The following is a 19,833-nucleotide window of genomic DNA, read 5'->3' as shown; positions in this document are numbered from 1 at the left end:
GCGACGGTTCCGGGCAATTCCGCCCGTGCAACCGGAGACCGTCATGAACGACAAATCACACGTTTCACTCGAACAGCATGTTTGCCTCGTTTGCGGCACGGCGTTCGATACCGGCGCCATCCTGCTGGACAAGCGCCTGCGCGCGAGCATGGAGCGCCATACGGCGACCGGCTGGGGCCTGTGCCCCAAGCATCAGAAGCTGGCCGACGATGGCTTTGTGGCGCTGGTCGAATGCGATCCGCAGCGCAGCGGTTCGCAGGCCGGCGGGCGCATGAAGCCCGAGCAGGCGTATCGGACGGGCCGACTGGCCCATCTGCGGCGCACGGTGTTCGCGCGGATGTTCAACGTACCGATCGCGGACGAGCAGGCTTGCGTGTTCGTTGAGCCTGGCGTGATCGAGCAGTTGCAGTCGATGACGGCGCCGGCGGCGAGCTGATCGCGCCGCGCTGCCTTCGGTGCGTCGTTCCTTCGGGAGCGGCGCACCTTTCTTCTTGCTGCGCCCGGTGCCGATACCTTCGCGCCTGCGGCGCTGCGCGCTGCGCTTGCACTCCAGGGGAAAGCCCTGCGGGCTATCCCCGCCGCGCAGGCTTGGCGCCCCTCGAAGACCGCCGACCCGGCTGCGCCGGATCGGCCAGACCGCATTCGCAGCAGATCCACGATGCCTTGCGTGTGCTCGTCCTGATTCTGTTGTTTCTTCGGCTTTGAAGGCTGGGCGTCCCCGGCCACCTGGGAGATGGCCGGGCGCGCTGTCGTGCTTCGCATCGAACCCCCTGCGGGGTTTCGCCCCTGTCGGGCTTCCATCGTTCCCTCGCTCCGCTCGGCTGACGCCTCCGGCCCGGCTTCCAGCTTCGGGCCTGCGCGCTTCGCTTGCGTGCGGTCGGCACACAGGGATGGCCGTTGCCATGTCCAGCCGTCTTCCCTGACTTCATCACCTTGTCCGCGACTGTAGCCCGCGGCCTGGTGCCGTCAAGGCGCGCAGGGCCGTGTCCTCGGCTGCGCCTGCGGGCCGCACCAACCCTGCGCTGGTTTCCTTGACGGCCCCCGTCCACGGGCTCCCTTCCGTCGCGGGCGATGAACTCAGGAAAGACGGTGGCAACAGGGCCAACCGGGTTCCTCGTGCCGACCGCACCGAACAGCCGAAAGGCTGGGCTCCGAATCTAGGAATCCGGTGTGCGGTTTTCTTCAACGGCCTTTTTGTTCAGGAGAAAGACATGCAACTCGCATCCCGTTTCGCTTCCCGTTCCCCTTCGCTGCGCAGCGACTGCCCGCTGTCCGATGACCAGATTCGCAGGGTAGCCCCGTCCATCTTCGCGGATGCCCCGCACCAAAGCCGCTCCGAGCGGTACGCCTATATCCCCACGGCGGCAGTTCTGACCGAGCTTCGCAAGGAGGGGTTTCAACCCTTCATGGTGACGCAGACCCGCGTGCGCGATGAAGGCAAGCGCGAGCACACCAAGCACATGCTGCGCCTGCGCCATGCCAGCCAGATCAACGGCGCGGAGGCTAACGAAATCGTGCTGCTGAACTCCCATGATGGCACCAGCAGCTATCAGATGCTGGCCGGAATGTTCCGGTTCGTGTGCAGCAATGGCCTTGTGTGCGGCGACACCGTGGCGGACGTGCGCGTACCCCATAAGGGCGACGTGGCCGGTTCCGTCATCGAAGGCGCTTTCGAGGTGTTGAGCGGCTTCGAGCGGGTGAAGGAATCCCGCGATGCCATGCGCGCTATCACGCTGGATGAAGGCGAAGCCGAAGTGTTCGCCCGTTCCGCGCTGGCCCTCAAGTACGACCCCACGGACAACAAGCCCGCGCCCATCACGGAGTCGCAAATCCTGATGCCGCGCCGGTTTGATGACCGACGCCCCGACCTGTGGAGCGTGTTCAACCGCACGCAGGAGAACTTGACCAAGGGCGGATTGCATGGCCGCAGCGCCAACGGACGCCGCCAGCAGACCCGACCCGTGCAGGGCATTGATTCCGATGTGCGCCTGAATCGCGCCCTCTGGATGTTGGCCGATGGCCTGCGCCAGTTGAAAGCCTGAACCGTTCCCCCGCCGGAGGGGCGGCTTCCCCTCCATTCCCTTGTTTCACTCGATTGGAGAGTCACCATGAACGCCATCACCCAAACCGAAGCCCGCGCCGTCAATACCGCCGCAGCTATTCCGCTGGAAGCTGCCGACCCGACCAAGAACCTGATTCTGGTTCCGCTGTCGCGGCTGGTGCTGCGCCCCGCTGGCCGCAACGTGCGCAAGACCCCGCGCATGTCCATTCCCGAACTGGCCGCATCCATCCAGCGTGTGGGTCTGCTGCAAAACCTGATCGTGATCGCATCCGCCGATGGCGAGCATTACGAAGTTGTGGCCGGTGGCCGTCGCCTCGCCGCGTTGAAGCTGCTGGCGAAGAAACACCGCATCGCCAAGGATTGGGAGGTGCCTTGCCTGCTGGTGGCCGATGGCACGGCCCGCACGGCCAGCCTCACCGAGAACGTGCAGCGCGAAGCCATGCACCCGGCAGACCAGTTTGAAGCCTTCGCGGCGCTGGTGGCCGAAGGCCGACCCATCGAGGACATTGCGGCGGATTTCTCCGTTACGCCGCTGGTGGTGCAGCGCCGTTTGAAGCTGGCGAATGTCTCGCCGCGCCTGATGGCCGACTACCGGGCCGATGCCGTCACGCTCGATCAGTTGATGGCCCTTGCCATCACCGATGACCACGCCGCGCAGGAAGCCGCGTTCTACGATGCACCGCAGTGGCAGCGCCACCCATCCCACTTGCGCGAACGCCTGACCGAAAGGGAAATCGACGCCTGCCGGCATCCGCTGGTGCGCTTTGTCGGGCTGGACAGCTACGAGGCCGCAGGCGGTGGCGTGCGCCGTGACCTGTTCGCGGAAGATGATGCGGGTGTGTATCTGACCGATGCCGCGCTGCTGGAACGGCTGGCGCAAGACAAGCTGGCGGGCATCGCCGCCACTGTCCGCGCCGAGGGTTGGGCCTGGGTGGATGCCACGCCGGGCGTGACCCATGCCGACCTGCACGCTTTCCAGCGTGCGCCGAGAGAGCGGCGCGAGCCGAACAAGCGCGAAGCCGCACGCATCGAGAAGCTGCAAGCCCGGATGCACCAACTGGCCGAAGCCGTGGATGCCGCGCTGGACGCCGACGACGAGGACAAGGCCGACGCCGACGCCTTGCAGGAGGAAGGCGAAGCCGTGGGCGAACAGTTGCAGGCGCTGGAAGATGGCTTGCAGGACTACGGCGCGAACGTGAAGGCCGCAGCCGGTGCCATCGTCACCATCGACCGCAACGGCGAGGCCGTGATTCATCGCGGCCTGATGCGCGAGGCCGAAGCCAAGGCGCTGCGCACGCTGGAAAAGCTGCGCCAGGGTTTCAGCGACCCGGACGCCGCGAACGATGACGAGGGCGAGGACGGAGACGACGACAGGCAGCCCAAGACCGCCGCCATGTCCGACCGGCTGGCGCAACGCTTGAGCGCCCACCGCACCGCCGCGCTGCAAATCGAAGTCGCACGGCATCCGCAAGCTGCGCTGGCAGCTGTGGTGCATGGCATGGTGCAGACCGCCTTGCAGGAAAGCCGCTACGGCCGCAGCCGTGATTCTCTGCCGCTGGGCGTCGGCCTGAAAGTGCAAGACCGGCTGGAAGGCATGGCCCCGGACTGGCCGGGATCGCCTGCCGCCGTGGCGCTGCGCGAACTGCAACAGGTAGCGGGCGAAGCCTTGCCGGACGACAGCGCCGAATTGTTCGCCGTGCTGCTGACGAAGCCGCAAGACGAGCTGGTCAAGCTGCTGGCCGTGTGCGTGGCTTCCACGGTGGACGTGGTGACGCCTCGCGCCACGCCGCACCAGCCCGGCGAAGAACTGGCGCAGGCCGTGGGCCTCGACATGGCCGCATGGTGGCAGCCGACCGCCGAAGGCTACTTCAAGCATGTTTCCAAGGCCGTGATTCTGGAGGCCGTGGGCGAGTTCGCGCCGGAATCCGTCACCCGGCTGGGTAAGCTCAAGAAGGCCGACATTGCCAGCGAAGCCGAGCGGCTGGCCGATGGCACGGGCTGGATGCCTGCCATCTTCAAGGCCGCAGGCCCGCAGCAGGCAGTGCAGGAAAGCGCGCAGGAGGAAGGCCCGGAGCAGGACGCCCCGGAGGATGCCGAGGCAATGGCGGATGAAACCGCCGAGGCGCTGGCCGCTTGACCCGCGCCGAAGGCAAGCGCCCCGGCTTCGACCGGGGCGCTTCGCCGAAAGGAGAAGCCCCCATGACCCGCATCACCAGCAGCCGCCAGCGCATGGCGGCGATCTACGCCCCCGGCACAACACGCGCCCGCCGCTGGCACGGCGATGGCGACGTGCGCGGCTACCGCCCGCCCTCGGGCTGGTCGGCCCGCGCTGACCTCACCGACATTCATCCCATCACGGGTCGCGCCTTGGCTCGCGCCGTGTGGTGGATCATCGAGACGAAGGAATAACCATCGTCAGCACCGCGCCCAGGCCGTTCCGTCCTGGGCGCGGTGTTGAAGCCGAACAGCCGGAACATCACGCCGCCGCCCTCGCTCTGGCTCGGGCGGCGGCGTTGCAGGCATCGCGGTGGTGCGCGATGCCAGTATGTGCCGATCGGGTCAATCGGCTATTTCTGCTATGCCACACTTTCCGGCATGAGTATCAGCACCACCATGAAGACTTGGGCCAAGCGCATCAAACGCGATGGCGTGACGCTGTGGTTTGCCGGCAAGCATCCCCGCACGCCTTGGTATGCCAAGGCGCTGGGGTTGTTCGTGGTGGCCTATGCCCTGAGTCCCATCGACCTAATTCCAGACTTCATCCCGGTGCTGGGCTATCTGGACGATGTGATTCTGTTGCCCGTGCTGATCTGGCTGACCGTGAAGCTGTTGCCGTCCGAGGTGCTGGCGGAGTGCCGTGTGCAGGCCGATGAATGGATGCGAACAGAAGGGGCCAAGCCAAGGAGCCGATTCGGGGCCGTGATGATCTTGATGCTGTGGCTGGCGATGGGGGTGGCGTTGTGGCTCTGGCTCAAGCCGCATCTGTAGGCTGTTCATGATGGCGTACTGAATGGGCTGGGCGTGTCGGCGCAATGCGCCGCCGGGCTTTCGGGCTGCGCCCCGTGCCGACTTCGCCGTCACGGCCATTCGGCGTCAATCCCTCACGCCTTCGCGCCTGCGGCGCTGCGCGCTGCGCTTGCCTCCAGGAGAAAGCCCAGCGGGCTATCCCCGCCGCGCGATGCTTGGCGCCCCTCAATGCTGCCGAACCGGCGAAGCCGGATCGGCTTGGCCAGCGCCCCGCCGCAGTGGACGGTACGTTGGCGAACACGCTGAGACTTGCTGCGGCAGGTTGTGCGAATGCGTGCCGTCCTCAACGCTGGCGGTTCGTGCCCATCACGTCATGAAGGACGGCTCACGGACATCCCGCCCGGCATCGCCATGGAACTTCCACGCCACGCCTCAAGACCAGCGCCGCAAAGTGCGGCAGGGGCGTTCTCGCCCGTCGTTGGGGTATTGACCTGGCCCGCGTCTGGGAGCGAGCCGGTGCAGCCTTCGTGCGGGAATGCCGAGCCGGCCCTGTCTCCTTTCGGTGCGGTTCGGCCCAAAGCGTCCTTGTGTTGTTGTGAATCCTGGCGGGGGCGCGGCTGCGCCTCGGGCTTCCTGGCTGCAACCGTCCAGCGAAAACAATTTCCCCTCTGCTGCGCAGATTCCTCGCGGGACAAATTCTTTTCGCCTCCCGGCTCTCCACTGCGTTGCGACCGCAAGCGGTGCAGCCCGCCCGTCCCCCGCCGGCCGGATCACAACAAGGACGCGATGGGCGCGAACCTTGTTCCACCAAAAGGAGATCCATCATGGCCAACATCGGCACCTTCACCGCAGACAAAGACGGCTTCACCGGCACGCTTCGCACCCTGACGCTCAACGTCAAGGTCAAGCTGGTGCCCAACGACAAGGGCGACAACGAGAAGGCCCCTGACTTCCGCCTGCAGGCCGCCAGCCACGACATCGGCGCGGCGTGGAAGAAGACCAGCGAGGCCGGGCGGGAGTACATCTCCGTGACCCTCGACGATCCTTCGTTCCCGGCCACGGTCTACGCCCGCCTGATCGAAGACGAGGACGGCACGCACGACCTGATCTGGTCGCGCAGCAAGCCCCAGGCGGCCTGACGGCCGCCAGCGCCCCGCCCACGCGGCGGGGCGCTGTGTTGCGAATGCTGCGCTGTATCGGCAAGCAGAATGGCTTGGCAGTGTGCGGGATGTGTCTTGCCTGGCTACCAAGCAATGGCTTGAATTGGTAGAGGTACATGCGGGGCGGGTCGGTGCTGCGCACCACCGGGCTTTGCGGGCTCCGCCCCGTGCCGACTACGCCGTCACGGCCATTCGGCTCCAATCCCTGCCGCCTTCGCGCCTGCGGCGCTGCGCGCTTCGCTTGCCTCCAAGGGATCGGCGCCAGGCCCATCCCCGCCGCGCGGTGCTTGGCGCCCCTCGATACCGCCGAACCGGCTGGCACCGGATCGGCCTGGCACGCCCCGCCATGATGGCGGGGCTTCGGCGGCTATGCCTGGGCTACCGCCAGCAGTTCTTCGGCCTTGCTCATCAGCACTGCCGTGCTGCATTCGAGTGCGCTGGCGATCTTGAAGATGATCGCCAGCGTGGGCATGTGCTCGCCACGCTCGACCTTGCCCATGTGCGAACGCTCGATGCCCGCGAGGTGCGCCAGCGACTCCTGCGCGATGCCGCGCTCCGTCCGCAACGCGCGCACCGCCGCGCCGAAGGCTTGCGCCAGTTCGGCATCGAAGGTGGTGGCGCCCGCTGGCCGGCCGCGCTGGATGGATCGCTTCTGCATGGACAGAAGCGTCAAGTCGCAGCACAATTAAAACCACGTTATCTTTAACTCTTTCGCGGCTCTGGCCTTATTCGTGCTTTTACGGAAATCCGCTTTTGCGGATTCCGACAGAACCGGAGAACCGCCTACGTGCCTTTCCAGATTTCTACAATTCTGTTTTTGCGCTTTCGTGTTTCCAAGGCTTTGGTGGAACACGCATCCGTGCTTCGGCGCGGAAGCGCAAAACCGGCAATCCATGTTGGAACAGGAGCACCACGATGAACGCTCCCCTCGTCACCGATGCGCAGCGCGCCGCGCTGCTGGAGAACGGGCGGCGGGCCGCCGCCGGTGAACCGCACGACCCGTTGCCGGTCGTGCGGCTGTTCACCCCCGACGCGCACGCCATCTGGCTGCTGGCCTCGCTCGATCCTGCCGATGACGATACGGCGACCGGCATCATGGACGTGGGCATTGGTATGCCAGAGCTGGGCCGCATCAAGCTGTCCGACCTGGCCTCCATCGTCGGCCCGAACAAACAGCCCGTGATGCGGGATTTGTATTTCCAGGCAGTGCGCCCGTTGTCGGAATACCTGCGGCTGGCCCAGGAGAACGGTTCCATCGTTGATTGAACCGTTCGCGCTCCGGCCAAGCCGGGCGCATTCAGACTATTTCGGTCTTGCTCCAGACCTTTTCGATCTGAATTCGCACTCTGCTTCAAACCCGAATATCTGTGACTGAAACAGTCACGATCTTTCGCGCGGCTTGCGGCACGGTGTTTTATGCCGCGTGACATTTTTGGGTCAGGCGGCCGTCGCATTCAGACGGATTTCGCAACTCGCCGGAGCCTATCGGTCTTGACACCAGAAGTTACAGCTTAACCGGATTTCCACCTTGATTTGAGGCTCCCGCATGTTCGCCGCCGTGGCGACGTTCCTGCTGTTCGACAGGAGCTTTCGTCATGGTCAGCCCTCACCATTTCGCGCACTGGTATCCCACGGCCGCTTACCTCTACGTCCTGGGGCTGGACACGCTCGCACTGGCCTGGGAGTACCTGCGCCGCCATCCTGATTACCGGCTCGACTGGCTGCGCCGTGCGCGTCGCTCTGATGCTGGGCATCGCTGGGGCTTGCGCCTGCTGGAAGACCCGGCGCTGGATGCGCGTGACGCGCACCCGGCCTGGCTGCCCGGCCACACTGGTGTGGTGCAGCTCTACCCTGATGCTGATCCGCCGCCCGACGCCGCCGCATTCGACTTCTGGAACATCCCCGGCCACAAACACCTGCTCCACGACGGCAAGCGACTGGCGCTGATCGCGCGCAGCCCCGGCCAGTGCCTGCGCTTCGCGCTGGCGCCCGGCCTGGAGGACGGCATGGCTGTCGCCTATGCCCATCACGGCGGTTCTGCCGCACCTGCACGCGGCCATGCGCCCGGTGCGGCGCTGGCCGATGCGCGGCCCCGGCCATCGCATTCGGCCTTGCTGGAACTGCACACCTTGCAGGCGCTCGACGCGGCCCTGACGGGCGCGTCCTTGCGCGACGTGGCCGAAGGTTTGTTCGGCGTGGATGCCGCGGCTGGTTGGTACAGCGACGGCGGCCTGCGCTCCAAGGTGCGCCGCCTGACGCGGCGCGGCGATGCGCTGATGCGCGGCGGCTATCGCCGCCTAGCACAGCTTGCTCCGCTTGAGAAGGGTCGTTTTGAAGGCCACGCAAAACGACCCTGAGCAGGAGAGCTTCGTTTTCTGAGACTGCCTCCATCCGGTTGCGCTGTGTGGCCGGAGCTTTGAAAGCTATGGAGGTTCTCACCATGCGTCCCGCTCCCTTGCGGCCTGCCGCCGCTCCCGCAACCACCTCGACCGCTACCGCGCAACCGCAGCGTTATCTCACCAACGACGAAGCTGCCGACTACCTGCGGCTGTCGCCGCGCACACTGGAAAAGCAGCGCGTGCTGGGTGGCGGCCCCAAGTTCCGCAAGTTCGGCCGCCGCGTCATGTACGCCGTGGCCGACCTCGATGCCTGGGCCGCCGAGCGCAGCTACGAAACTACGTCCGATCCCGAATACGCCGAGCAGCACTCGGCGGACAGCCGTGCGCGCTGATCGTTGGCGAGCGGGTGGCCTTCGCCATGTCCAGCCCTGCGCTGCCGTCCCGGCAGCGGCCCGTGCCAGAGCGCGAACAGCTCGACCTGTTCCGCGCCCTGCCGGGCGACATGGCACCGCGCGACAGCCAGGACTTGATGGCCTTTCCGTTCTTCTCGCTGGCGAAGTCGCGGCGCGTAGCGCCTATCGACTTCCAAGCCAGTGGGGTGACGATCCGCGTGGAGGGTACACAGGAGCACGGCATCGCCACGATCTGGGATGCGGACATCCTGATCTGGGCTGCGAGCCAGATTGTGGAAGCGCGCGACGCGGGCCTGCGCCCGTCGCGGCTGATGCAGGCCACACCCTACGAGATCCTGCGCTTCATCGGGCGCGGTACGTCGCTGCGCGATTACCAGCGTCTCAAGGCCGCGCTGGATCGGCTGCAGTCGACCACGGTGGCCACATCCATTCGGGAGACCACAGGAAGGCGGCTGCACCGCTTCTCGTGGATCAACGAGTGGAAGGAACTGGCCGATGCCAAGGGCACGCCCTTGGGGCTGGAGCTGATCCTGCCAGACTGGTTCTATGCCGGCGTGATGGATGCCGCCCTGGTGCTGACCATCGACCCAGCGTATTTCCGGCTCACGGGCGGCATCGAGCGGTGGCTGTACCGGCTGGTGCGAAAGCACGGTGGGCGACAGCCGGGGGGCTGGCAATTCGACTTCCAGCACCTGTACCGCAAATCGGGCAGCGTGGCGCGGTACTACGACTTCGCCGCCGACCTGCGGGCGCTGGTGGCTCGGCAAGCCTTGCCCGGCTATCGCCTGGGCATCGAATACCTCAGCACTGCTGCCGCGCCGCTGCTGACGTTTCGGCCCGTGCCGCCCACGGCACGGGGATAACTGCGGCAAAGCCTGTGGACGGGCTCGTGCTATCAGGCAACAGAAGTATCGTGCTATCAGGCAACGAATCCTCGTGCTATCAGGCAACAAAATCGGCCGCAAACCCAATGCTGGCGCGGGTTTCGGCCTCTCTTAACTTATCTAACTTAATTCCTAACATTAGTAGTAGCAGTGCGGCGTTTCGGTGGACAACCACCAAACGGCACGCGCGGGCCAGTGATTTTTGCCACCGGCAAGCCGGTTTTGCAGGCCGATCAAAGGCAGGTTTTCCAGCAAGGAGGGCTGCGCCATGATCGTCGCGCTGCTCAATCAGAAAGGCGGCGTGGGCAAGACCACGCTCGCCACCCACATCGCCGGCGAGCTGGCGATGCGCGGCCAGCATGTCGTGCTGCTGGACGCCGACCCCCAAAGCTCCGCGCTGGACTGGACGCAGCGCCGCAGCCAGCAAGGTTTGCCAAGGCTGTTCAGCGCCGTGGGCCTCGCACGCGAAACCCTGCACCAGGAGGCACCAGAACTCGCCAGGCGGGCCGATCACGTCGTCATCGACGGCCCGCCGCGCATCGCCGCCTTGGCACGCTCCGCGCTGCTGGCGGCCGAGCGCGTGCTGATCCCGGTGCAGCCCAGCCCCTACGACCTGTGGGCCAGCGCTGAGATGGTGGCGCTGATCCGCGAGGCGCAAGTCTTTCGGCCTACGCTGCGCGCGGCCTTCGTCATCAACCGGCGCGTCAGTACCACCGTCATCGGACGCGAAGCACGCGGCGCGCTGGCTGAGCAGCCGCTTCCTGCGCTGCGCGCGGAAGTACATCAACGCATCGTGTTCGCCGACAGCGTGGCCGCTGGCCGGCTGGCACGCGAGACGGCACCGGACAGCGCCGCCGCGCGCGAAATCACTGCGCTGGTGGACGAACTGCTGCGGTGGCCGACATGACTGCGAAGCCGCCACCGAACAGCAAACGCACGGTAAAGCGCGTCGGCATCGGCGCGCGTCCGCCCGCGAATCCGCACGCCGAGGCGTGGATTCGCCAGGGCGACGCCGATGCGCTGGGCAAGGGCGACCTCTATACGGCCCGCCTCACGCTCGACATCACGCCCGCCATGCGGGCGCGCATCAAGGTGTCGGCCTTCACGCAGGGCGTGACCGTGGCCGACCTGCTGCGCGGCCTGCTGGAGCGGGAGTTTCCAGAACACCGCAGGGAGAACACGCCATGACTGCATCCGCTTCGTCTGCCCCCGCGCCTGTTGCCTTCGCGGCCACGGCTGCGCTCGCAGCACCTTCCGGCCAGCCTGCCAGCGCGCCGCTGACGCGCGTGGCGCTGGCCTACATCGAACCGCGCTTCAAGCTCTACCTGCGCTTCGGCGAACCTGCGCGCACGCACCAGCTCGACCGCTGGCGGCGCTGCGCCGTGTTCCTGCCGGGCGCCATGTTCTGCCGCATTCGCTGGCAGGCCAACGACTACGGCACGATCCGCTGGCAGCTCATGGTGATGCAGGCTTGCACGCCGCTCGATGCGGCGCAGCGCATCCCCGGCGTTCAGCCGAGTGCACGCCTGCTGCTGCACGTCGAGGGCGACAACCAGGTGCGCGCCGTGCTGGAACGCATCGCCGCTATCGAGGCGCTGGGCATCGCGCCCGCTACCGCCTCGCCCGCGTACTGGCGCACGCTGGGCAACCGGCTCGCTGCGCGCTTGCCGTTGCCCGAATACAGCGCCGAGCGGCACGCCGCCTGGCTGGTCGGGAGGGCGCTGCCATGACCGCTGTTTCCACCGCCGGCACAACGCCGCGTTCTCGCTCGCGCCTGCGCGCTCGCCTCGTGCTGGCGGGCCTGTCCGCCTGCGGCCTCGCTGCGCTGGCCTGGGCGTCTTTCGTGCATCCACTGCCGCGCCTGACCTACAACCCGTCCGACAGCGTGGCGGTCGGTTGGTATCGCGTCGATCCACTTGACCATCGCACCAGCTCGCTGCCACGTCCGTTGTCCGTGGGCAGCATCGTGCTGGTGCCGCTGCCCGCAGAGGCCGCCGCGCTCGCTGCGCAGCGCGGCTACCTACCGACGCGCATCCCGTTGCTCAAGCGCGTGGGCGCGGTCGCGCCGCAGGAGGTGTGCATCGCTGACGGCAAAGTCCGCATCGACGGCGTGCCTTCGGCCGCCGTGCTGTCTGCCGATCGCTGGGGCCGGCCGCTGCCATCCTGGCCGCAGTGCCGCCGCCTTCGGCCTGGCGAGCTGTTTTTGCTCAGTGCGACTAACCCGGCGTCATTCGACAGCCGGTATTTCGGGCCGGTCAGCGCCGCCGCCGTGATCGGCGTTGCACGTCCGGTCTGGCTGGAGTCACGCCCATGATCGCCGCCGATTCGCTGCGCATCATCGTGCCATCGGGCGTGTCGTTCTGCTGTTCGTCCCCGTGTCGTCGCGCGTGCAGTGCGGGTGCATTCGCACCGCACTTCGCGCTGCCTCCGGTGCGGCAGTCCAACGTGCAGGCGTCTTGCCTCGAACGCGCCCGGCCTGCGGCCGTGTCTGCGTTCGCCGGCGCGCAGGCTGCTCGCGCAGCAGCGCCGCCGGGCCGCCGCTGCCCTGAGCGCCAGCGAGGGGCAAAGGCGGAAGGCAAGACAAAAGGACGCGGCACGGGGCCGCGTCGAAAGCCTGTCTGCACGTGGGGGTGGCGCGGCACGGAGCGGCTTCGCCGCCGTGCCGCGTGGGGCGCGAGGCCCGCGCCGATGCAGGCGTGCCCGCGTGCTTCGCACGCCCGGACACGCCAGAGCTTGCAGGGAGCGCAGCCATGACCGACCGCCGCGATGACGATTTCCGCATCCGACCCAGTGCCCCGAAGAACCGGGGCCAGGGCTTCGTCTCCAGGGTGCTCAAGCAGGCAGGCAAGGCCAGCAGTGGCAAGTCGTCGATGCGCCGTCCCGCAGCCGGCGGCAGCAGCGCACGCGCTGGCCAGCGGCCCGGCTCTCGACTAGGGCGCGGGCATACGGCGGCACGCTTCGCAGGCGCGAAGCTCACGCCTATGTCGCGGCGCGTGACCATCAAGACGTTGCTGGTCAACCAGCAACGGGCCAGCCCGCAATCACTCGCCAAGCACCTGCGCTACATCGAGCGCGACGGCGTGGGCCGCGATGGCGAGCCGGGCCAAGCCTACGGGCCGCTGACCGATGCCGCCGACCTCGACGCCTTCAAGGAACGCTGCGCCGACGATCGGCACCATTTCCGCTTCATCCTCTCGCCGGAGGACGGCGCGGAGCTGGAAGACCTGCGCACCTACACGCGGCACCTGATGGGCCGCATGGAAGCCGACCTGGGCACGGGCCTCGATTGGGTAGCCGTCAACCACTGGAACACCGACAACCCGCATACGCACATCGTCGTGCGCGGGCGCGACGACACCGGCAAAGACCTCATCATCGCGGGCGACTACATCGCCGACGGGTTCCGCCATCGTGCCGCCGAACTGGCGACCGAACGGCTGGGGCCGCGCACCGAACTGGAGATCCAGCAGACCTTGCGACGCGAGGTGGATCAGGAGCGGTGGACGAGCCTGGATCGCACCTTGAAGCGCGAGGCCGGCGATGATGGCCTGGTGCATGTCGAACGGCTCAATGAACCCCGACTGCAACGCCAGCGCTTGCTGCTGATCGGCCGCCTGCAACGCTTGCAGCTCCTGGGCCTGGCTGACGAGATGCAGCCGGGCACCTGGGCTGTCCATGCCGATGCCGAAAAGACCCTGCGCGCCCTGGGCGAGCGTGGCGACATCATCCGCACCATGCAGCGGGCCATGCGCGGCGAGCCGCGCGAGCTGGCGGTGTTCGAGCCGGGCCAAGATGCTGATGGAGGTGGCCGAACCATTCTCGGCCGCGTGGCAGCGAAGGGGCTGGCCGACGAGCTGCGCGACCGGGGCTATCTGGTCATCGACGGCGTGGACGGCAAGGCCCACTACGTCGCGCTCAACGCACACGATGAACTGGCGAACTATCCGGCCGGCGCCGTAGTGGAGGTGAAGGGATCGGCCGACGTGCGCGCAGCCGACAAGAACATCACCGCACTGGCGAGCGGCGGCCTATACCGCACCGACCATCACCTGGCCGTCGCGCAGGGTCAGGCCGTGCCGGGCCGTGATCCGCAGGAAGTCGTCGCGGCCCACATCCGCCGACTCGAAGCCCTGCGCCGCGCCGGCATCGTGGAGCGCGTGGCCGAAGGGCTATGGAAGGTGCCGGACGATCTGCCCGAGCGTGGCCATCAGTACGACGCGCAGCGCCTGGGCGGCGTGGCCGTGGAACTGAAATCGCACCTGCCCATCGAGCGGCAGGCCCGCGTCATCGGGGCTACCTGGCTCGACCAGCAACTGATCGGCGGCGGCTCGGGCCTGGGCGACCTCGGCTTTGGCGGCGAGGCCAAGCAGGCGATGCAGCAGCGCGCCGACTTCCTGGCCGAACAGGGACTGGCCGAGCGGCGCGGGCAGCGCGTGATCCTCGCCCGAAACCTGCTGGGCACGCTGCGCAGCCGCGAGCTGGCGCAGGCCGCCAAGGACATCGCCGCCGAAACCGGCCTGGAGCACCGCCCGGTGGCCGACGGCCAGCGCGTGGCCGGCATCTACCGCCGCAGCCTCATGCTCGCCAGCGGTCGGTATGCGATGCTGGACGACGGCATGGGCTTCAGCCTGGTACCGTGGAGGCCAGTGATCGAGCAGCGGTTGGGGCAGCCGCTTGCGGCGACAGTGCGTGGCGGAACGACCTCATGGGAAATCGGGCGTCGGCTTGGGGTTTCTTTGGGCTAGTCACTTGAGGCTATGTGCCCCATGAACATGGCCCCTGCGCGTCGCCGGTTCGTGCAGATGGCGCGATGCTGAGGACAGCTCGGTCAAGATGCCGCACTGGCTGGCCTGCTGGGATTCACGGCAGCGTTCCCGCAAGGTCTTGAGCTGTCGTTCCAACGCTTTCAATTCCTTGATGCGGGTAGCCACATGGTCGATGTGCTCGTCGAGCAGGTCGTTCACCTGGGCGCAGTTCTCGTGCGGTGCATCCTTGAAGCGCAACAGAACCCGGATTTCATCCAGCGTCATGTCCAACCCCCGGCAGTGCCGGATGAAGGACAGCCGGTCAACGTGTTCTTCTGCGTACATGCGGTAGTTGCCATCCGTACGGGCCGTTTCGGGTAGCAAGCCTTCACGCTCGTAGTACCGGATCGTCTCTACCTGGGTATGTGCGGCCTTAGCCAGTTCGCCGATTTTCATGAGTTCATCTTCAGCGGTCGCGGGTTTTTCTCCAAGGCTCATTGTAGGCGCTTGACTCTGTAGTGGGTACAGGGTTTCCAATCTGACTGAAAAGGAGAATTTCATGAACTCTGCCCACCAACGCCAACACGCCGACGCTGCCTGCTGCGGGAGTGGCTGTGCAACAGTGCCTGTGGCGCCCGAGCCAACAGCGTCTGATGCAACGACTATTGGGCCGCAACGCTTTCGCATAGAAAACATGGACTGTGCCTCAGAGGAGTCGGAAATCCGCCGGGCGCTGGAAGGCATGGCGGGGATTCGCAGCCTGCGATTCAACCTGGGGGATCGAGAGCTTGCCATTGCCGCCGATGACCACGCGCTGCCCGAGGCCCTAGAAGCGATCCGCAAAGCGGGTTTCAAGCCAGAACCCCTCGGCGCGAAGAATGTCCAGCGCTTCCGCATTGCGAATATGGACTGTGCCTCGGAGGAGTCGGAAATCCGCCGGGCGTTGGACGGCATGGCGGGAATTCGTAGCCTGCAATTCAATCTGGGCGAACGCGAGTTGGCCATTGCCGCCGATGATCCTGTCTTGCAGCAGGCGCTAGACGCAATCCGCAAGGCAGGCTTCAAGCCGGAACCTCTTGGCGACACAGGCTCGTCGGCTGCTGCGGTTGCCTCGCCAACGGGCTTCTGGACGACATGGGGCAAGTCGCTGGGCGCCCTGGGGTTGGCTGTGGCGGCCGAGGGCTTGGCATTCGCCTTTCCAGACAGCGTACCTGTCAAGGCGCTGGGAATGGCGCTGGCCGCGGCGGCCATCGCGCTGTCGGGTTTCTCGGTTTACGGCAAGGGGCTGGCTGCACTGCGGCAGGGCCGCTTGAACATCAATGCCCTGATGACCGTGGCCGTGACCGGCGCTTTCCTGATCGGCCAGTGGCCCGAAGCGGCGATGGTGATGGCCCTATATGCGATTGCGGAAGCCATCGAGGCCCGCGCCGTGGATCGGGCGCGCGGCGCCATCAAGAGCCTGCTGGCGCTCGCGCCGGAGCAAGCTGAAGTGCGTCAAGACGATGGCAATTGGGTGCGCATGGGAGTCAAGGAAGTCACTGTGGGCATGACCGTGCGTATTCGCCCTGGCGAGCGCGTTCCGCTGGATGGCATCGTGAGCCTAGGTCAGAGCGCTATTGACCAGTCCCCCGTGACCGGCGAAAGCTTGCCGGTGGACAAGAGCCCCGGCGATGAAGTCTTCGCCGGCACCATCAATCAGGCTGCGGCGTTGGAAATCCGTGTCACGGCCCCCGCGTCCGACAGCACGCTGGCGCGCATCATCCACGCCGTTGAGCAGGCCCAGTCTTCCCGTGCGCCCACGCAGCGTTTCGTGGATCGCTTTGCCGCCGTCTACACGCCTGCGGTGTTCGTCCTGGCCGTTGCCGTTGCGTTGTTGGCGCCCTGGCTCATGGGGCTGACCTGGATGCAGGCCGCCTACAAGGCCCTGGTGCTGCTGGTCATCGCCTGCCCTTGCGCCTTGGTGATTTCCACGCCCGTCACCGTCGTCAGCGGTTTGGCCGCTGGGGCGCGGCGAGGCATCCTGATCAAAGGTGGTGTGTACCTGGAAGAGGCGCGCAAGATCAAGGCCGTGGCGCTGGACAAGACCGGCACCATCACCGAAGGCAAGCCCAAGCTGGTGGCCTTCGAGCCCGTGGACACAGGACTCGGCCAACAAGCCCTGGAGGGGCTGGCCAAGAGCCTCGCAGCGCGGTCGGATCATCCAGTGTCCAAGGCCATCGCAGATGGCGTGTCGTCCGCCACGCAAGAAGTGGATGAGTTTCAGGCTGTTGCCGGGCGCGGCGTGCAGGGGGTGATCGACGGCCATACCTATGTGCTGGCTAACCACCGCTGGATTGAAGAGCGCGGGCAGTGTTCGGCTGACCTCGAAGCCCGCCTTGCAGTGCATGAGCAAGCTGGCCGCACCGTCACGTTGTTGGCCAGCAGCGAACGGGTCATGGCCATCTGTGCAGTAGCCGACACCATCAAATCCTCATCCGCGCAGGCCGTGGCCGACCTGAAGGCATTGGGCGTGACGCCGGTGATGTTGACGGGCGATAACCTGGCGACGGCGCAAACCGTCGGCACCCAGGCGGGCATCGCCGAGGTGCGTGGCAACCTGCTGCCCGAGGACAAGTTGCAGGCCATCGGCGAGCTTCAGCAGCGCATGGGCGTCACGGCGATGACCGGCGACGGCATCAACGACGCCCCCGCGCTGGCGAAGGCTGACATCGGCTTCGCTATGGGCGGCGCGGGCACCCACACCGCGATGGAGGCCGCCGACGTGGTGGTCATGAACGACGACCTACGCCGCCTGCCCGAAACGATCCGGCTGTCCAGGCGCACCCACGCCGTGCTATGGCAGAACATCGCGCTCGCGCTGGGCATCAAGCTAGTGTTCCTGCTGCTGGCGATCTTCGACGATGCCTCCATGTGGATGGCCGTGTTCGCCGACATGGGGGCGAGCTTGCTGGTGGTCTTCAACGGGCTGAGGCTGCTCAGGCAGCAGGCGGGTCAGTAAAACCGAATATGGAGTGTTGAAAATGGGAATCCTGGATCGAATTTTTGGTGGGCATGGCGGCGGCCACGGCGGGGGGCATGGCGGCTCCCACGGGCATGGCAGTAGCCATGGCCACGGTGGCCCCAGCAGTCACGACTGGGGGCGCAATCCGGCGCCTTCGGCCAGCGGCATCACTTGCCCGCAATGCAAAGCGATCAATCCGAACGGCGCTCGCTTTTGCGGCCAGTGCGGGACATCGCTGGTGCCAGCGTCGTGCACGAAGTGCAGTAGCGTCATTCCGATCGGCGCGAAATTCTGTGCTCAGTGCGGCAACGCGGTAACTTAAGTCATGGTGATCTCGGCCTGGATCTACACCTTGATCCCGGCAGCGGCCGCCATCATCGGAGCTGCGGTCGCGGTGAACGTGCGGCCGGGGCCAACACTGGTCAGCGCGATTCAGCATTTCGCCGCTGGCGTCGTGTTCGCGGCGGCGGCCGGCGAAATCTTGCCCGACATCATGCACCGGGCCTCGCCTTGGGCGACGATGATCGGCGGCGGAATCGGCGTCGCCACCATGCTGCTGGTGAAGCATCTGGAAGCGTTGGCGAAGGGGCCGGCCGGTCTCCTGACCGTGATCGGCATCGACATCCTGATTGATGGCTTGGTGCTTGGTATCGGGTTTGCGGCTGGCCCAAAGGTCGGCTTGCTTCTGACCATCGCCCTGACCATCGAGGTTCTGTTCCTGGGATTGACAGTGGCCACGGAACTCGGCGAGAGCGTTCGCTCCCGTGCCAGGGTCGTCTGGATCACGGCCGCGCTCGTGCTCTTGCTGCCGATCGGGGCCTTGCTTGGAGCGCCGGTGGCGCTGTTGCCCAACCCTCTTCTGACTGGCTTCTTCGCGTTTGGTCTGATTGCGTTGCTCTACCTCGTGACCGAAGAACTGCTGATCGAAGCACACGAAACGCCAGATCGCCCCTGGGTGACGGCGATGTTCTTTGTCGGCTTTCTGGCGCTTCTCCTGCTGGAAGAAGTAATTGGCTAGTGGAGCCAGTCTGTTGGTGGTGCCCGATCCGTTGACTATTGCGCGCGCGGGGTGGGCACCATGAGCCCGATAGACGTGATGCCGTTGCTCGAATCGACCATCGTCCGCCCTCCGTGCATGCGGGCGATGGCAGCCACGATGGCCAAGCCCAGTCCATGATTGCGGGCGGCATCCGACCGCGCCGCATCTGCCCGGTAGAAGCGGTTGAACAGATTGGGCAAATGCTCGGCTGAAATCGTCTGCCCCTCGTTCACCACCCGCAGGGCGATCTCGCCGTCCAGCCGGTCGATTTGCACGACAACGGTGCTGTGCGGATGCGCGTGTCGGGTTGCGTTGCCGATCAGGTTGGATAGCGCGCGCTGCAACAGGCGCACATCGGCCAAGCCGGTGGCATCGCCGTCGATACGAACCTTCAGCCCGGCCTCTTCAATGGCCGCCTCGTGCAATTCCACCACCGCGCGCGCAACGCCGGCCAGACTGGCGACATGCTCGCGGCGGGCCTCAGCCCCACGGTCGGCTTGCGACAGAAAGAGCATGTCCTGCACGATCATCGACATGCGCTGGAGATCTTCGAGGTGCGAGCCCAACACATCTCGCAACGTGTCGGCATCGCGTGCTTTGCGCAAAGCAACTTCAGTGCCCCCCATCAACGTCGCCAACGGCGTGAACAGTTCATGCGCAACATCAGCATTGAAGGCTTCCAGTTGCCCGTACCCTGCGCTGTGGCGCCCCCTCGTGTCGCCTCAGTCGTCAAAGCGGCCACAACTCGCCGAATATCGAAGCGGCTCTGATTTGATGCAGGATGAACCTGAGAGGAGGCACGCTACGCGCACGGGGCTCTGAGAAAACCCAAGCAGCGAGGAGTGGCAAAGTAAAGCATGTAGCTGCTACACTGTTACCCCTATGCGCAAATGGCTGGCCATCGTCTTGCTGGTGTTCTTGCCGCTTCAATTCAGTTGGGCGGCAGTGGCCAGTTATTGCCAGCATGAAACCGGAGCTGCGGCCAAGCACTTCGGCCACCATGCGCATCAGCACAAGGCGGCCGACGGCCAGGATGCCAGCCCTGATCCGGCCAAGACCCTGGGTGGCGATCCTGATTGCGCGTCCTGTCATGCCGGGTGCTTCTCGGTCTTGTCAGGGGATGTCAAGCTGGCGTCGCCGGTCAGCCAGGGCAATCGCATCAAGAGACCTGCATTCCAAGCACTTGAGCCCGATAGTGTTCATCGAATCCGGCCTTGAGCCGC

22 protein-coding genes and 1 pseudogene are annotated in these 19,833 nt (G+C 66.1%); 19 read left to right on the top strand and 4 right to left on the bottom strand.

Translation table 11 applies throughout. The annotated features are described in order from the left end of the window. Positions 1-43 precede the first annotated feature (43 nt). The 6 genes from PCE31106_RS23135 to PCE31106_RS23100 all read left to right on the top strand — a co-directional run bounded on the left by PCE31106_RS23135 (position 44) and on the right by PCE31106_RS23100 (position 6,168). Positions 44-436: an ATPase gene (locus PCE31106_RS23135; protein ID WP_103245825.1), complete on the top strand. Its 393-nt coding sequence runs from the start codon at positions 44-46 to the stop codon at positions 434-436. 775 nt (positions 437-1,211) lie between these two features. Continuing rightward, on the top strand, positions 1,212-2,042 hold the full coding sequence (locus tag PCE31106_RS23125) for a DUF932 domain-containing protein (protein WP_103245943.1): 831 nt from the start codon (positions 1,212-1,214) through the stop codon (positions 2,040-2,042). Positions 2,043-2,108: 66 nt separating this feature from the next. Next, positions 2,109-4,199 (top strand): ParB/RepB/Spo0J family partition protein, encoded by a 2,091-nt coding sequence (locus tag PCE31106_RS23120; protein ID WP_066788719.1) that lies wholly within the window; start codon positions 2,109-2,111, stop codon positions 4,197-4,199. A gap of 62 nt (positions 4,200-4,261) precedes the next feature. Further along, a complete protein-coding gene (locus tag PCE31106_RS23115) occupies positions 4,262-4,471 on the top strand; it encodes a hypothetical protein (RefSeq protein WP_059400219.1) in 210 nt (69 codons plus the stop codon). 186 nt (positions 4,472-4,657) lie between these two features. Further along, complete coding sequence (locus tag PCE31106_RS23110) at positions 4,658-5,050, top strand: YkvA family protein (RefSeq protein WP_059400218.1); 393 nt, start codon at positions 4,658-4,660, stop codon at positions 5,048-5,050. Positions 5,051-5,853: 803 nt separating this feature from the next. Beyond that, on the top strand, positions 5,854-6,168 hold the full coding sequence (locus PCE31106_RS23100; RefSeq protein WP_009523266.1) for a DUF736 domain-containing protein: 315 nt from the start codon (positions 5,854-5,856) through the stop codon (positions 6,166-6,168). 388 nt (positions 6,169-6,556) lie between these two features. Here the strand turns inward: PCE31106_RS23100 and PCE31106_RS23095 are convergent, their stop codons facing one another. Continuing rightward, positions 6,557-6,847: a helix-turn-helix domain-containing protein gene (locus tag PCE31106_RS23095; protein ID WP_009523267.1), complete on the bottom strand. Its 291-nt coding sequence runs from the start codon at positions 6,845-6,847 to the stop codon at positions 6,557-6,559. A 257-nt stretch (positions 6,848-7,104) separates the two neighbouring features. On the opposite strand from PCE31106_RS23095, the gene PCE31106_RS23090 reads away from it, so the two are divergent. The 4 genes from PCE31106_RS23090 (at position 7,105) to PCE31106_RS23075 (ending at position 9,804) form a co-directional block, all read left to right on the top strand. Continuing rightward, positions 7,105-7,455, top strand: coding sequence for a DUF2958 domain-containing protein (locus tag PCE31106_RS23090; RefSeq protein ID WP_009523268.1), 351 nt, complete (start codon positions 7,105-7,107; stop codon positions 7,453-7,455). 329 nt (positions 7,456-7,784) lie between these two features. Further along, positions 7,785-8,546 carry a DUF2285 domain-containing protein gene (locus PCE31106_RS23085; protein WP_150564807.1) on the top strand — a complete coding sequence of 254 codons (762 nt, stop codon included), beginning with the start codon at positions 7,785-7,787 and terminating at the stop codon, positions 8,544-8,546. Positions 8,547-8,629: 83 nt separating this feature from the next. Then, positions 8,630-8,920, top strand: a complete 291-nt coding sequence (locus PCE31106_RS23080) for a helix-turn-helix transcriptional regulator (protein WP_103245942.1) — start codon at positions 8,630-8,632, stop codon at positions 8,918-8,920. Positions 8,921-8,946: 26 nt separating this feature from the next. After that, positions 8,947-9,804, top strand: coding sequence for a replication initiator protein A (locus PCE31106_RS23075; protein ID WP_059400232.1), 858 nt, complete (start codon positions 8,947-8,949; stop codon positions 9,802-9,804). Positions 9,805-9,963: 159 nt separating this feature from the next. On the opposite strand, the gene PCE31106_RS24515 is transcribed toward PCE31106_RS23075, so the two are convergent. Further along, positions 9,964-10,095, bottom strand: a complete 132-nt coding sequence (locus PCE31106_RS24515) for a hypothetical protein (RefSeq protein ID WP_255581933.1) — start codon at positions 10,093-10,095, stop codon at positions 9,964-9,966. Here PCE31106_RS24515 and parA point away from each other — a divergent pair. The 5 genes from parA to PCE31106_RS23040 all read left to right on the top strand — a co-directional run bounded on the left by parA (position 10,094) and on the right by PCE31106_RS23040 (position 14,570). Then, entirely contained in the window at positions 10,094-10,732 is a 639-nt protein-coding gene (parA, locus tag PCE31106_RS23065; RefSeq protein ID WP_059400215.1) for a ParA family partition ATPase, read from the top strand. The two genes, PCE31106_RS24515 and parA, sit on opposite strands and share 2 nt — an antisense overlap. Continuing rightward, positions 10,729-11,013, top strand: a complete 285-nt coding sequence (locus PCE31106_RS23060; protein ID WP_009523273.1) for a hypothetical protein — start codon at positions 10,729-10,731, stop codon at positions 11,011-11,013. The genes parA and PCE31106_RS23060 overlap by 4 nt, the downstream gene beginning before the upstream one ends. Then, positions 11,010-11,555, top strand: coding sequence for a DUF2840 domain-containing protein (locus PCE31106_RS23055; protein ID WP_027477922.1), 546 nt, complete (start codon positions 11,010-11,012; stop codon positions 11,553-11,555). The genes PCE31106_RS23060 and PCE31106_RS23055 overlap by 4 nt, the downstream gene beginning before the upstream one ends. Continuing rightward, entirely contained in the window at positions 11,552-12,139 is a 588-nt protein-coding gene (locus tag PCE31106_RS23050; RefSeq protein ID WP_027477923.1) for a S26 family signal peptidase, read from the top strand. The genes PCE31106_RS23055 and PCE31106_RS23050 overlap by 4 nt, the downstream gene beginning before the upstream one ends. Positions 12,140-12,575: 436 nt before the next feature. Continuing rightward, complete coding sequence (locus PCE31106_RS23040) at positions 12,576-14,570, top strand: relaxase/mobilization nuclease domain-containing protein (RefSeq protein ID WP_024537629.1); 1,995 nt, start codon at positions 12,576-12,578, stop codon at positions 14,568-14,570. On the opposite strand, the gene cadR is transcribed toward PCE31106_RS23040, so the two are convergent. Beyond that, a complete protein-coding gene (gene cadR / locus PCE31106_RS23035) occupies positions 14,571-15,026 on the bottom strand; it encodes a Cd(II)/Pb(II)-responsive transcriptional regulator (protein ID WP_024537628.1) in 456 nt (151 codons plus the stop codon). A 103-nt stretch (positions 15,027-15,129) separates the two neighbouring features. Between cadR and PCE31106_RS23030 the strand changes: the two genes are divergently transcribed. From PCE31106_RS23030 to PCE31106_RS23020, 3 genes are read left to right on the top strand one after another with little or no spacing between them, the layout of a single operon-like run. Then, positions 15,130-17,568 carry a heavy metal translocating P-type ATPase gene (locus tag PCE31106_RS23030; protein ID WP_027477924.1) on the top strand — a complete coding sequence of 813 codons (2,439 nt, stop codon included), beginning with the start codon at positions 15,130-15,132 and terminating at the stop codon, positions 17,566-17,568. Positions 17,569-17,590: 22 nt separating this feature from the next. Next, positions 17,591-17,893 carry a double zinc ribbon domain-containing protein gene (locus PCE31106_RS23025; RefSeq protein WP_082136747.1) on the top strand — a complete coding sequence of 101 codons (303 nt, stop codon included), beginning with the start codon at positions 17,591-17,593 and terminating at the stop codon, positions 17,891-17,893. Between the two features lie 3 nt (positions 17,894-17,896). Then, positions 17,897-18,589 (top strand): ZIP family metal transporter, encoded by a 693-nt coding sequence (locus PCE31106_RS23020; protein ID WP_009523279.1) that lies wholly within the window; start codon positions 17,897-17,899, stop codon positions 18,587-18,589. Positions 18,590-18,624: 35 nt separating this feature from the next. On the opposite strand, the pseudogene PCE31106_RS23015 reads toward PCE31106_RS23020, so the two are convergent. After that, positions 18,625-19,317, bottom strand: a pseudogene (locus PCE31106_RS23015) (ATP-binding protein); the annotation flags it as partial. A gap of 175 nt (positions 19,318-19,492) precedes the next feature. On the opposite strand from PCE31106_RS23015, the gene PCE31106_RS23010 reads away from it, so the two are divergent. Further along, on the top strand, positions 19,493-19,828 hold the full coding sequence (locus tag PCE31106_RS23010; protein WP_217425926.1) for a hypothetical protein: 336 nt from the start codon (positions 19,493-19,495) through the stop codon (positions 19,826-19,828). Positions 19,829-19,833: the final 5 nt, after the last annotated feature.

The sequence above is a fragment of the Pandoraea cepalis genome (assembly GCF_902459665.1).
Classification (GTDB): Bacteria; Pseudomonadota; Gammaproteobacteria; order Burkholderiales; family Burkholderiaceae; genus Pandoraea; species Pandoraea cepalis.
Note: the sequence above shows the minus strand (reverse complement) of the source record. Positions and strands in the feature narration are given on the sequence as shown.

Excerpts from the sequence above, each read along its gene's own strand:
- PCE31106_RS23100 (WP_009523266.1), top strand. The coding sequence starts at position 5,854 with ATGGCCAACATCGGCACCTTCACCGCAGACAAAGACGGCTTCACCGGC.
- PCE31106_RS24515 (WP_255581933.1), bottom strand. The coding sequence starts at position 10,095 with ATGGCGCAGCCCTCCTTGCTGGAAAACCTGCCTTTGATCGGCCTGCAA.
- PCE31106_RS23050 (WP_027477923.1), top strand. The coding sequence starts at position 11,552 with ATGACCGCTGTTTCCACCGCCGGCACAACGCCGCGTTCTCGCTCGCGC.
- PCE31106_RS23020 (WP_009523279.1), top strand. The coding sequence starts at position 17,897 with ATGGTGATCTCGGCCTGGATCTACACCTTGATCCCGGCAGCGGCCGCC.
- PCE31106_RS23120 (WP_066788719.1), top strand. The coding sequence starts at position 2,109 with ATGAACGCCATCACCCAAACCGAAGCCCGCGCCGTCAATACCGCCGCA.
- PCE31106_RS23075 (WP_059400232.1), top strand. The coding sequence starts at position 8,947 with ATGTCCAGCCCTGCGCTGCCGTCCCGGCAGCGGCCCGTGCCAGAGCGC.
- parA (WP_059400215.1), top strand. The coding sequence starts at position 10,094 with ATGATCGTCGCGCTGCTCAATCAGAAAGGCGGCGTGGGCAAGACCACG.
- PCE31106_RS23080 (WP_103245942.1), top strand. The coding sequence starts at position 8,630 with ATGCGTCCCGCTCCCTTGCGGCCTGCCGCCGCTCCCGCAACCACCTCG.
- PCE31106_RS23060 (WP_009523273.1), top strand. The coding sequence starts at position 10,729 with ATGACTGCGAAGCCGCCACCGAACAGCAAACGCACGGTAAAGCGCGTC.
- PCE31106_RS23110 (WP_059400218.1), top strand. The coding sequence starts at position 4,658 with ATGAGTATCAGCACCACCATGAAGACTTGGGCCAAGCGCATCAAACGC.
- PCE31106_RS23095 (WP_009523267.1), bottom strand. The coding sequence starts at position 6,847 with ATGCAGAAGCGATCCATCCAGCGCGGCCGGCCAGCGGGCGCCACCACC.
- PCE31106_RS23030 (WP_027477924.1), top strand. The coding sequence starts at position 15,130 with ATGAACTCTGCCCACCAACGCCAACACGCCGACGCTGCCTGCTGCGGG.
- PCE31106_RS23135 (WP_103245825.1), top strand. The coding sequence starts at position 44 with ATGAACGACAAATCACACGTTTCACTCGAACAGCATGTTTGCCTCGTT.
- PCE31106_RS23125 (WP_103245943.1), top strand. The coding sequence starts at position 1,212 with ATGCAACTCGCATCCCGTTTCGCTTCCCGTTCCCCTTCGCTGCGCAGC.
- PCE31106_RS23115 (WP_059400219.1), top strand. The coding sequence starts at position 4,262 with ATGACCCGCATCACCAGCAGCCGCCAGCGCATGGCGGCGATCTACGCC.
- PCE31106_RS23025 (WP_082136747.1), top strand. The coding sequence starts at position 17,591 with ATGGGAATCCTGGATCGAATTTTTGGTGGGCATGGCGGCGGCCACGGC.
- PCE31106_RS23055 (WP_027477922.1), top strand. The coding sequence starts at position 11,010 with ATGACTGCATCCGCTTCGTCTGCCCCCGCGCCTGTTGCCTTCGCGGCC.
- PCE31106_RS23090 (WP_009523268.1), top strand. The coding sequence starts at position 7,105 with ATGAACGCTCCCCTCGTCACCGATGCGCAGCGCGCCGCGCTGCTGGAG.
- PCE31106_RS23040 (WP_024537629.1), top strand. The coding sequence starts at position 12,576 with ATGACCGACCGCCGCGATGACGATTTCCGCATCCGACCCAGTGCCCCG.
- PCE31106_RS23085 (WP_150564807.1), top strand. The coding sequence starts at position 7,785 with ATGGTCAGCCCTCACCATTTCGCGCACTGGTATCCCACGGCCGCTTAC.
- cadR (WP_024537628.1), bottom strand. The coding sequence starts at position 15,026 with ATGAAAATCGGCGAACTGGCTAAGGCCGCACATACCCAGGTAGAGACG.
- PCE31106_RS23010 (WP_217425926.1), top strand. The coding sequence starts at position 19,493 with ATGCGCAAATGGCTGGCCATCGTCTTGCTGGTGTTCTTGCCGCTTCAA.